General features: G+C 48.7%; 10 protein-coding genes and 1 pseudogene. 3 read left to right on the forward strand and 8 right to left on the reverse strand.

Features of this window, described 5'->3' with window-relative positions; translation table 11 throughout:
- Positions 1–167: 167 nt before the first annotated feature.
- The 8 genes and pseudogenes from DFQ00_RS22470 to DFQ00_RS22500 all read right to left on the reverse strand — a co-directional run bounded on the left by DFQ00_RS22470 (position 168) and on the right by DFQ00_RS22500 (position 6,793).
- On the reverse strand, positions 168–1,517 hold the full coding sequence (locus DFQ00_RS22470; RefSeq protein ID WP_110898708.1) for a DUF4179 domain-containing protein: 1,350 nt from the start codon (positions 1,515–1,517) through the stop codon (positions 168–170).
- Complete coding sequence (locus DFQ00_RS22475) at positions 1,514–2,029, reverse strand: sigma-70 family RNA polymerase sigma factor (protein WP_244213964.1); 516 nt, start codon at positions 2,027–2,029, stop codon at positions 1,514–1,516. Before DFQ00_RS22475 ends, DFQ00_RS22470 begins: the two co-directional genes overlap by 4 nt.
- A 223-nt stretch (positions 2,030–2,252) precedes the next feature.
- On the reverse strand, positions 2,253–2,675 hold the full coding sequence (locus tag DFQ00_RS22480) for an NUDIX domain-containing protein (RefSeq protein WP_244213968.1): 423 nt from the start codon (positions 2,673–2,675) through the stop codon (positions 2,253–2,255).
- Between the two features lie 93 nt (positions 2,676–2,768).
- Positions 2,769–3,299, reverse strand: a pseudogene (locus DFQ00_RS29975) (GNAT family N-acetyltransferase); the annotation flags it as partial.
- Positions 3,300–3,483: 184 nt separating this feature from the next.
- Positions 3,484–3,894 carry a flagellar basal body rod protein FlgB gene (gene flgB, locus DFQ00_RS22485; RefSeq protein ID WP_110898710.1) on the reverse strand — a complete coding sequence of 137 codons (411 nt, stop codon included), beginning with the start codon at positions 3,892–3,894 and terminating at the stop codon, positions 3,484–3,486.
- A 103-nt stretch (positions 3,895–3,997) separates the two neighbouring features.
- On the reverse strand, positions 3,998–4,810 hold the full coding sequence (speD, locus tag DFQ00_RS22490; RefSeq protein WP_110898711.1) for an adenosylmethionine decarboxylase: 813 nt from the start codon (positions 4,808–4,810) through the stop codon (positions 3,998–4,000).
- A 182-nt stretch (positions 4,811–4,992) separates the two neighbouring features.
- Positions 4,993–5,571 carry an SLOG family protein gene (locus DFQ00_RS22495; RefSeq protein ID WP_110898712.1) on the reverse strand — a complete coding sequence of 193 codons (579 nt, stop codon included), beginning with the start codon at positions 5,569–5,571 and terminating at the stop codon, positions 4,993–4,995.
- 88 nt (positions 5,572–5,659) lie between these two features.
- Positions 5,660–6,793 carry an RluA family pseudouridine synthase gene (locus tag DFQ00_RS22500; protein ID WP_244213965.1) on the reverse strand — a complete coding sequence of 378 codons (1,134 nt, stop codon included), beginning with the start codon at positions 6,791–6,793 and terminating at the stop codon, positions 5,660–5,662.
- Positions 6,794–6,968: 175 nt separating this feature from the next.
- Here DFQ00_RS22500 and DFQ00_RS22505 point away from each other — a divergent pair, with 175 nt between their 5' ends.
- The 3 genes from DFQ00_RS22505 to recQ all read left to right on the forward strand — a co-directional run bounded on the left by DFQ00_RS22505 (position 6,969) and on the right by recQ (position 11,221).
- Positions 6,969–7,976: an ATP-binding cassette domain-containing protein gene (locus DFQ00_RS22505; protein ID WP_110898713.1), complete on the forward strand. Its 1,008-nt coding sequence runs from the start codon at positions 6,969–6,971 to the stop codon at positions 7,974–7,976.
- 176 nt (positions 7,977–8,152) lie between these two features.
- The gene (locus tag DFQ00_RS22510) at positions 8,153–9,049 is read left to right on the forward strand and encodes a hypothetical protein (protein ID WP_110898714.1); all 897 of its coding nucleotides are present in this window, start codon (positions 8,153–8,155) and stop codon (positions 9,047–9,049) included.
- Positions 9,050–9,340: 291 nt separating this feature from the next.
- Positions 9,341–11,221: a DNA helicase RecQ gene (gene recQ / locus DFQ00_RS22515; protein WP_110898715.1), complete on the forward strand. Its 1,881-nt coding sequence runs from the start codon at positions 9,341–9,343 to the stop codon at positions 11,219–11,221.
- Positions 11,222–11,776 lie beyond the last annotated feature (555 nt).

Here is an 11,776-nt window from a genome sequence, read left to right on the forward strand (position 1 = left end):
GCCTAGGAAAGGTGATTACACATATACCATCTTGAACGCTCCACCGCCCTATTCGTAGCTGGCTTGACCTAGCCCTCCATCAACAAAGATAATCTGGGGTGGGTGGTGTTCAGGATTTACATCATACCGCATAGGTACGTTTAGATCACCCAGGGCACACCTTTCAATCAAGGATTAGTATCAACAGGAATTTCAAGTGAAAATGGTGACTTTACTTTTGAAGGATAGGTCGAAATTTGCATCTGAAGTTCACCATGTAATTTTCCGCCGTTTTCGATAGTAGATGAAATTGTAGTATGATTCGGGTCTTTCCCGTGTCCGGGACTCCAGCTAGAGCCTGGAACCTCATAAGAATGGCCTGAGTTGTCCTTCACTTTGCTGAAGGCAAGTATGAAGCTATTTTCCATGCTGCCTGGCACGGAGAAATCAATGACCAGATCTTTACCTTCCACTTTGCTGCCAAGCATCTGAAGCTCAGGAGGTCCGCCAGTAATCTCATGTGTCTTCAGGTTTAGGGTGAAATCCAGCTCCTTTTTATCAAGACCCGAGAACCCGGAACCTTGCAAGGTCAGTTTTTTGGGTTTGGAGAAATACATGCTCTCGAAAAAGATGGAACGTGTATCTTCACCTATGGAGGTGTCGGTTCTCCAGGCACGTCCTTGTTCATCCACCAATTGCAGATCACTAAGGCCAAAGATTTTCTTGGTGTTGCTTGGATCAAGCTGTACATCAAGCACCAATCGGGTTGGATACATGGTGGCCTGCTTCACTTCAATCCGTTGCCCATCAACAACTAATGTCTCATGAACAGGGATAACCTTTTTCATACCCTTGGTCAGGTTTTTATCTACGGGCAGGGTTACTTTCCATACCCCTGGTGTGGCTGTGTCTCTGGATTTGAATACTACGGTTAACACATCCGGAGGGGAGGTTTCTTCGGGAAAGAAAACATCAATTAAATTTTCATACACGGGATTGTCTTTATTTGAATCAGAGTGGGGTGAGGCGTAGCTAAAACCAACCGGAAGCTGTTTGCCTTTCCCATCGAGCAGGTCGATGTTATAATCAAATTTCTCTGTATGTTTCATACCTTTCATCTTGTAAAAAATAACCATGCGTGCCTGGTCCGTAATAATACCCTCCACGGTCACAGAACCTCCATCCTGCTCGTCGGTGATTCCCACCTTCTGGAGCAGGGACTGGTCAATCGCCATCATGAGTCCCTTGTCCTGCCGGATCAGGCTGACGACACTTTCCATGCCAGGCAGCTGCTCTACAAAGGACGCAAAGGCCGGGGATACCCGGATACAGCCGGTAAACAGTAACACAAGTGCGGCCGCCGAGATGGAGCTAGTAAGCCAGCGCAGTCTGTTTTTTCGTTTACGGGCGGCTTGACGGATTCCGGCTTGTACCGCTTGGGATGCAGCCGCTTCTGGCACACTTATGGCATCATACTCATTCTTGCGTGCCTGAAGTCGTGATTCCAAGTTTTCAAATGCATTATGCTTATCGGTCATGAGGAATGTTCTCCTTTCGATTCAAGTTGATCACGAAGCTTTCCCAGCGCACGGTGGAGTCGTGATTTAACGGTTCCCGCGGGAATATTGAGGATGTCTGCGACTTCGGTCAGTGAGAAACCTTCAAAATAGCTTAGAATAATAATCTGTTTGTATTCCGGCTCCAGTGAAGAGACAGCTGCTGCAAGATCCGGGTCCTCGGGACGGTCCCAGCGGCCTGTCTCCTGAACTGTGGATACAGGGCTGAAGCGGTCTTTACGTTTTCGTTCGTCAGCACAATAATTGAGAAGAATACGGATGAGCCACGTACCGAAGTAAGAGGGTTCTTTCAGTTTTTTTAATTGGCGGTATGCGCGGTAGGTGGATTCCTGTATTGCTTCCAGTGCGTCGCCTTCATTATGCAGATACGCATAAGCGATACGGTATAGGCGGCTCTGATGCATTTCCATTAAGGCTGCAAAAGCCTCAGCATCCCCTTTTTGTGCGGCTAGGGTACGTTCGGCAGGGGTCACATGGGGCCTCCTTTCAGGATGTTGTTTCGTATTAGACAGAGAAAGCGGTCGAACGGTTCTCGTTTTTTCAAAAAAAATATTCATTCACTCACGATAAACAAGTTCATCCAATAATACAGCAAATAACCGCCATCCTCCCCAGGGCACTGCTGCTCCAATGAGAGTTTGACGGTTATGAGAGTTGCTTCAATGAAAGCGAGAAGCGTATCCTCTTCTTGTAGCTTCACTGCGGACTAGGGTTATTCGGCTTGCCTGTGTATTGCTTTTTGGCGGCCTCCAGTGCAGGAATGGCAAAGCTGGCGAGTGGAGCAGGCAGTTCATGCAGCGGGAACCAGCCAATCTTACCAATTGCCCCGTCTTCCTCCATATTGCGCGCTTCACCGTCGATAACTCTGGTGGAATAAAGCATGGAGATCCAGTGCTCCTGCTGCTCAGGGCGAATCGTTTCGGCTGTACACAGCAGATTCTCAATGGCGATATCCAGATTCACTTCTTCTTTGATCTCACGAATGACTGCTGCTTCAAGCGTTTCATACGCATCTACTTTACCGCCGGGGATACTCCAGGTGTGCTGCTCGGGTGCACGATTACGCCATGTAAGCAGCACCTCGCCCCGTTCATTCACAATCACGGCACCTACGCCGATCCGGGGAGTGCAATCCGAGCTTGGGGGATCAGCCGATTCGACAGAGGCGACAACTGCTGGCTGGAAAGAAATCGGGTGTCCGGTCTGGGCGGACCACTCCGCTGACAGAATGCTCATCGAGATCAGATCATACTGGGTACCATCTCGCAGCACAGCTGCCCGGTGTCTTCCTTCCTCGCGAAATCCGGCCTTCAAATACGCTTTTCTTGCGGCTTCGTTGTATTCAATTACATCCAGAGCAATCCGATTCAGATTCAATTCGTGGAAGGCGTACCGTAGAATAAGAGCAAGTGCATCACTGCCATAACCCTTGCCCCGATCACGCTCTTCACCAATTCCGATTGCCAGCTGTGCGGAGCGGTTGTTCCATTCAATCCGGTAAATGGCGACAAATCCGAGAAAACGGTTGTCGTCTAGAGTGCGCAGGGTAAATTCGAAATCCTGACCATTCCGAACCGATGAGCTACCTGTTTCATCCGAAGTTTGTGGAACGGCAATATCGGTATCCATATTGCGCAAATATTCATAGTGCTCCGTGAAGTGCGCAATCTGCACACGGTCCTCGGGGCACGGTGCTGTAAGTCTGACCTTGGAGCCTTGAAAAGCATTGTATTGACGAGCCATGTAGCACCTCTTTTACATAATATAAAGTTCTTCTTTTGCCAGTATACTACAGCAGGGCAGAATACCGAACCAACCTGAATGATATATCTGATTTATGAGCGACATCGGTGCAAGAGAGAGGGAAGCCAACTAACGAAGTGCTAAAGCACAAAAAAACAGCCGCAAGGGCTGTTGAGTGTACCAACTATTTTAAATCATTCAACAAATTTTTCATTTTTTTATAATGTCCGCTGACCCGATCAGCCATGTAGTTATAGAGCAGCTGATTCTCGGAGAGCATTGCCATTTCACGGTCAATATCAACGTTATTGTTGTTATTGTTCATGGCCGTTTCATTGTTCTGCATGACCCGATACTGCACGATGGAAGCGTTCGGATTGCTGATCGGAAAGTGCTTCTCATGCGTTCGCTGCATCTGAAGCTGTCCTGATTTCCCGTTCTCGATGATCCGTCTTAGCTCATCCTGAAACTCGACCGTTGTCTTTTTGTAATTAGGCGTGTCCGCATTGGCAATGTTGTTGGTGATGGCTTGATGTCTTGCGTTTAAAGCTTGTAAAAGAGATTCATTTCGTTTGGAAGTTTGAGTTTCGATCATTCCACGAGTCCTCCTTCACCGTATGCGTAGGCACTTCTCTCTAGTTTAAGAAATTCGCCTACGCACTGTCAAGCAGGATAACAAAATCAAGCCTCTGAACGCATTAAGAACGATTCATATTTTTGCCGTAATAAATCTCGTCCATCTCCAGCTTCAGCCACTCCGTAATTTCTTGCTGTTCGGCTGGGCTGAGCTTGTCCTTGGTGTACCCGAACAGATAATTGTCGAGATCAAAGTCCTTCAGCTTGCATTTCGTATGGAAAATGTTCTCCTGATAGACGTTCACGTCAATCATATCAAAGCCGCTTTTGATCTCATCTGGAATATAATTCTGGATTGAACTGATCTCATGGTCAATGAACAGCTTGCGTCCGCTTGTATCACGCGTAAATCCGCGCACCCGATAATCCATAATCATAATGTCCGTATCAAAAGAATGAATCAGGTAATGCAGCGCTTTGAGCGGCGAGATCTCACCACAGGTCGAGACGTCGATATCTGCACGAAAGGTGCTAATGCCTTCGCTGGGGTGGAATTCAGGATACGTGTGTACCGTAATATGACTTTTATCCAGCTGCATCACGACGTTATCCGGCAGGGGGCCAGGTGATTCGTCGAAGGATGCCTCGGGAATCTCCACGATGGGGCCTTCCGATACCAGCATCGTTACACTTGCGCCCTGCGGTACATAATCCTGTTGTGCGACGTTCAGGACGTGTGCTCCAATGATGTCCGATACATTGTTCAAAATATGAGTTAGCCGATCTGCATTATATTGTTCATCAATATACTCGATGTAGGCTTCACGTTCTGCTTTGGTTTTAGTGTAACAGATATCGTACATATTAAAGCTGAGCGACTTGGTGAGGTTGTTAAACCCGTGCAGCTGAATACGCTGCTCTGGCGTTAAAGTCATGGTTGACGTTCCCCTTTGTCCCATACGACATAAAAATCGCATTTTTAATACTACTTATACCCAACCTTTCCCGAAAAAAAACATCGACCTGTGCAATCTGCGATACGGCTTCTTTCCCGCACATGCAGCTCACTTCAGCTCGATGTCAATGTAAATATCCATAGGCATTTTAATAATGCATGTCAATAAGGCAGGCCCTCATCATAACTGTAATCGTTCATGCGCTCTTCCTCCGCAACAGACTGAATGTCCTCCGAAGTCACCGTGATGATCGGGTAGTGCTCATTCTGCTGTTTTTTGATCGCTTTTTCCTTCACAAAACGGGGGCTGCCCTCGCCAGCATCCTCGTCATAGACAAGCAGCAGACCGTCACTTTTGCGCAGCAGCAGATCATCACGCGCGGTAAATTGCCACGGTCCGATATACGGCTGCTTGCTAATTGCACCATAATAATCCACCCCCGACAGGATGGAGCGGTAGTATTCCTGCTTGTCTTCCTTCCATTGCTCCTCTGGGTTCTGAAAAGCGGTAATGATCGACAGCTTCAGATGCGGATAGTTCTGCTTCAGCTCCAGCACAACCTCACAGGCCCACAGATCAACGCCGTATTGACCGGGAGTGAGCACCCATTCCAGCCCGTCCTCGACGAGAGGAGTGAGGCGGGAAGCGATCGCTTTTTTAATGAAGGGAATGCCTTCATGCTTCTGGCCGAAAATCTGCAGTTCATGGGCGCGATACCCGGTAATCAACAGGTTTTGCAAACGTGATGACCTCCTTTAAGACGGACGGCGTTAGCTGTAAGTAGCCTGTGTATTCTGTCCGATTCTGTCTGTCTTCGAAATGAGCACGTTATTGTGCAGATGTAGTCTCTCCGCGGAACGGATACAGGAAGGGCTTCGGAATGTCCGTCTCAAATGTCATTAATTTTCCGGTTGTGGGATGGATAAATGACAGCACGCGTGCATGCAGTCCCAGACGTCCGAGGTCTCTTGTGCGCGCGCCGTATTTACGATCCCCGGCAATCGGATGCCCCAGATCTTCCATATGCACACGAATCTGATTTTTGCGGCCCGTTTCCAGACGAACCTCCAGCAAGGAGAATTCGCGATTCGACTTCAGACGTTTGTAGTGTGTAATGGCATGCTGTCCATCGTTCGGACGGGAACTGGAGTACATCTTCAGCGTTTTGGTTTCCTTGAGCCAGGAGGAGAGGGTGCCTTCTTCTTGAGCTACTTTGCCTTCAACGAGAGCGACATAGACACGTTCCTGTACATTTTCCTTCCAGTTGTTTTGCAGAGTTTGCTGTACCTCTTCACTTTTGGCAAACATCATCACACCTGATGTATCCCGGTCCAGACGATGTACGACGAATATCCGGTTAAGTGCATCCGTGCGGCGCACATGCTCGGTCAACTGACGATAGGCGGTTAGATCGTCGCTTTTGTCAGTGGCGATGGACAGCAGTCCTGCTTCCTTGCGAATGACAATAATGTCGTCGTCTTCGTGCAAAATGTTAATGCCCGTCAGGGAAGGCGCGGCAACTGCTCCTTCCTTGCTGATCGAAACGATCTGTCCAGGCTGGAGCGGCTCGTTAAACTTGGTCACGACTTTCTCATCTATAGATACTTGTCCACGTCCCAAAATGGACTTCACAGCGTTGCGTCCAGATTTCAGATGCTCCAGCAGGAAGCTGAGCAATTCAGCCGGTTCAGTAACCTTGTACTGGCGTGGCGGTTCGGACTTGCGGTAATGCCCATTGCCCGGACGCTTGGATGCCGCGGCTGGTTGGCCACCCTTGCCACGGCTTTTTGCAGTGGCCGCAGGCGAATGAGAGGCTGAAACGTTCTTGGCAGCATCTCCTTGGCGAGCAGTACGGGCTCCTGAAGATGAAGCATTGGACCGGCCGGAACGTGGCTTGGAAGAGCCTCCGTATGATTTTCCTTTGGCAGGTGAACTGCCTGTTGAGCGTTTGCGTTTATTCATTGTATATATCTCCTTCTGAACAGCCTGTATCCTTTGTGTGCATACGATCCGTTCATTACGTTCTGCAGTTCAATATACCATTAACCGCACGGAATTAAAAATGGTTCATCCATACCGTAGCGAGGGGGTGTCTGCGTACCCAAGGTTTGCGGCAGTTCACGGGGGAGGAATTCAAATGTGCATTCATATCTTCTTTCATAACATCGCACCTTCCTTATTGCAGCTTGGTTTAGAGCACAGCTTGTTTCGCGGGAATATAAATGTCGAGTTCGTCGTAATGCTCCTCTGCCAGACTGCCGTCGATTCGTTCAATGTTTTTGGACTGGCCCAACTGGCAGCGTTATTTCTGATCGCAGCAGCGGCAGCGAGGGGAGCGTTGTCCCCAGGCATGGTTGTTGCGAGCAGTCTGCTGTTCGAGCTTGTAGTCTGGCCTGTGCTGGGACTATCCAGCCAGTGGAGCCAGATGCAGGTGAGTATGGGGGCATTTGCGCGTATTATGACATGGTTGAAGCTGGACCAGCGTATCGAAGCGGAGCGGGCTAATCCAGAACAAGCAAGCTCAAAATATATAGGCACGCTGGAAAATAACCCACCGATCCTTACACTTCAGCAGGTAACCGTATGTGATGAGCGCAGTGGCCGGACAATTCTGAATCAGATTACATTGGACTTGCTTCCGGGTGAACTGGTCGCTCTGGTGGGAAGCAGTGGATCGGGTAAATCGACCTTGTGTCAAGTATGTGCGGGACTGATTAAGCCAGCGGTTGGACGAGTGATGCTGGGCAGCGAGGATATGGAGCAGATCGTGAGGAGGGATAATCCATCCCGCCTGACGTATATGCCACAGACACCGGCTTTTTTTACAGGAACGATCGAAGAAAATATTCGTCTGGGCGGTAAGGCTGGAGTAAACGAGGTGAGACTTGCGGCAGAGCGGGCGGGTTTGCATGCATTTATTGAAGCTCAGGAGGGACAGTACGATGCGATGCTGCAAGAGAAGGGAGCTAATCTGTCGGGAGGACAGCGTCAACGCTTGTCCCTTGCCCGTCAGTGCTCCCGCATTCTGGTGATGGATCAGGGACGGATCGCCGAGGCTGGAACGCATGAACAGCTAATTCAGCAGAAGGGCCTGTACTATCGAATGAATGCGAGAGGTATGGAGACGGAGAATACAGCAATGTAGAAAGTTTGTTGCTTGAATGCCATATGATAAATAACAGTAAGCAACCGTTTGTCCTGAGTTGGCACGCGGTTGTTTTGCTTGATGCGAAACTGTACAGCAGCTTGCAGTTAAGAGAAACTTTTTATGTTTGGGCATCGTTTAAGTTATTGAATACATTTACGAATTGGAGGAGAAAGATGAAAAGTAAACATTTAACCCCATACATCTCTGTGTTCATAGCAGCCTTGTTATTGTTAACTGCTTTTTCGCAAGGAGCTAGTGCTGCTCCTGAATCTGTCAAGCAAACGCCAACATTTTTCAGTAAATCAGCTTTAAAGCAGGGGGCATTTGGTTTTGCCAATCTGGATGGAACGAAGCTGTTGGTGGATTACCCGCAGGAGAAGGAATTGAACTGGTCACAGTTCAACCTTGCCGTTGGGCACAATGGACAGCGACTTTCGATCAAATTAAAGGGCAAACAAAAAGAAAATCAAGAAAATAATAGCTTTAAACAGACGGCCTATAATTTTGATAATCTTAAGGGTGTAATTTATGAAGTCGTTGGAGGTAAGGCGGAGCCTGATGAAACTTATTATATCGTAAAGGATTCAGCTTTGACTGATCGTATGTTACTGGAATTAACTGCGATTAACAAGGAAAAGCCAACTTCGAAGATGAAGTCAGAGATCGCCAAGCTGAAAAAGCGTGCGGTGAAAAATATGTACCCTTTACAGAATATTGAGAAAATCGGAAATTTATATTTAGTTGAGTATAAGCCAAAAGGGAAAGATATGTTAGCAAGCCTGGCTTTGTTAACATCCGATGGATGGGTATTTAAGGACTACCCTGCGAAGTTCAGTGACAATAGTGCTTGGCGCATTGATGACGGGGGAAGCGTTACACCGGATATGTTCTCCTTTACATTTGCTGCTCGTTCAGAGCATGGCTTTATTCTTGGTGTGCAATGGCAGGGAGCAGAAGGAGAAATCACTTTATTTTTAGAATATACACAGGCGAAAAAAGGAAAAAATGCTAAGAAAGCAAAGATATCCGAGCTTGATGTCCGGTATGGTCGTTATACGATGCCAACCTAGTCCAGTTGCGTGATAGATGCATCATAAATAACGGAAAGCAGCCGTTTGTCCTGAATTGGACGAATGGCTGTTTGGCTTGGGCGGATAAGCTTTGGACATTTTACGGTAAAACGCGGTTGCTCATTCGGAGCTGGCCCGTTAAACTAAAGGAAGCGGCGTTTTGCTTGACGGACAAGTCATGAGAACGCCATTTTGTTGTCAAGGATGCGGTGATTATGTCGCGTTCGGATGTCAGAATCGGATCGAACCAAGCTGGTGCAGGAACACCGGTGACAAGTAAGGAGTCTTTACATGAGTGTGCAAACACCTAATTTGGAAGAAGCGCAGGGCCTCCTGCAAAAATATTATGGCTACCCCGACTTTCGCGAGGGTCAAAAAAAGATCGTCTCCAGCCTGCTCGAATATGAGGATACGCTGGGCATTATGCCAACCGGGGGCGGGAAGTCGATCTGTTATCAGATTCCCGCTCTGTTATATCCGGGGCTGACACTGGTGGTCTCCCCGTTAATTTCATTGATGAAGGACCAGGTCGATGCACTGACGACCGCGGGCATTGCTGCCGCTTATATTAATAGTACGTTAAGCGGCCGTGAAGTGAATGAGCGCATCCGCGCGGCGCAGCGCGGTGAGCTGAAGCTGCTCTACGTCGCGCCAGAGCGACTGGAGCTGGACTGGTTCCGCGATGAGATGGGGCAGCTGCCCATCTCCTGCGTGGCTGTGGATGAGGCCCACTGTGTGTCACAGTGGGGCCATGATTTTCGGACAAGCTACCTGGCGGTAGCGCCGTTTGTGGATAGCTTGCCGGAGCGGCCGGTGGTTGCGGCCTTTACGGCGACGGCGACGCCCGAGGTCATGGGCGATATTCTGCGGCTGCTGCGTTTGCAGGACCCGCAGACGTATGTGACCGGACTTGGGCGGGATAATCTGGCGTTTAGCGTGCTGCGCGGCGAGAGCAAAAAGGATTTTGTCTTGAACTACGCGCGCGAGCATGCGAGTGAGCCAGGTATAGTATACGCTGCGACCCGTAAGGACGTGGACGATCTGCATCAGCGCCTGCTGCAGGCAGGTTTGCCGGCAGGCCGCTATCATGCAGGTATGACGGATGATGAGCGGGCGCAGAGTCAGGAAGCTTTTTTGTACGATGACATCCGGGTGATGGTTGCGACGAACGCGTTCGGGATGGGGATCGACAAATCCAACGTGCGTTATGTGCTTCATTACAGCATGCCGAAAAACATGGAGGCATATGTACAGGAAGCCGGACGTGCGGGTCGGGATGGCGAGCCGAGTCAATGCATTTTGCTTTTCGGAGCGCAGGACATTATTACCCAGAAGTTCCTGATTGAGCAAAACCCGATGGAGGGTGACCGCAAAGCCAACGATTATCGCAAGCTGCAGCAGATGGTCGATTACTGTTATACGACCCGTTGTTTGCGCAGTGCGCAGCTGGATTACTTCGGTGAGGTGCATGAGGACAAGCCATGCGGCATTTGCAGCTCCTGTACGGACGACCGTGAGCTAGTAGATATGACGATTGATGCGCAAAAAATATTCAGCTGCATTCACCGCATGCGTGAACGCTATGGTGTATCTCTTGTGGCTTCGGTGCTCAAAGGTTCGCGTGCCAAAAAGGTGCTGGACTACGGCTTCGATTCCTTGCCGACATACGGGGTCATGGGCAATCGCACGGAGCGTGAAATTGCGGAGATCATCAATGTCATGGTGTCTGAAGGATATCTGATGCTGTCTGAAGGGCAGTATCCGGTGGTGCGTTTGCAGCCGCTGGCGGTGGAAGTGCTGAAAGGTCAACGCGAAGTCATGCAACGTGTCGTACGTAAAACAGCTGCCACAGCTTCCGGCACAAACTACGGCGGACGCCGTGGACGTGATGCGATGCCTTCGGCTGTGAACGAAACGGTGTTTGAGCAGTTGCGCCTGATACGCCGTGATCTGGCTGCAAAAGAACATGTTCCGTCCTACATTATCTTCAATGATGCCACCCTGCGCGAGATGAGTGTGGTATGCCCGCAGACAGAACGTGACATGCTGAGTATTAAAGGGGTCGGGGAGGTCAAGTACCGCAAGTACGGTCTGCCGTTCCTGGAATTCTTCCAGAGACAATCGGGTGAAGAAGTGGACACGGACGATGATGCTTTTTATGAATATGAGTGATATATGATAGTGATATGTCATGAGTGATCATGATAAATGACAAGAGACAAGTGATATCTGATCTGTAATCAGTGACTGATGCCTGAAGACCAATGCTAAACCTGAAACCAGAGCTTAAAGGAGATTACATCCAGTTCTAGGGGATAGAGATATACTAACGTTGAAGAGATAGTTAGTAGCTACAGATAGAGTTATGGACACGACATAAATAGAAACTATTTAAATTGAACCAAAGAAAAGACATTATGTCGTTTAACGGTCCATGATCTAAAGAAACGCTGTAATGGGGCAAGAATACCAGCCGTGGCATGCTGCTCAATTTGAAGCTGGAATGCTAACGATCTCCATGGAGCTTATTTGCGCTGAATCGGGGACATTTGAAATCTAGCTATGATGAACGTAAACAAGGATAGCCCCCACATATTGCTGAGCATCGTAGGTTAAAATGGAAAGTGTCAATACCACCATTTCAGAGCTACACAGCAAAGGAGAGCTATCACTATGCAGTCTACCACAAAATTCATCGGTTTAGATGTGTCCAAAGAAAAAATTTCG

This window comes from Paenibacillus barcinonensis, from assembly GCF_003217495.1.
In the GTDB taxonomy this organism is placed as follows: domain Bacteria; phylum Bacillota; class Bacilli; order Paenibacillales; family Paenibacillaceae; genus Paenibacillus; species Paenibacillus barcinonensis.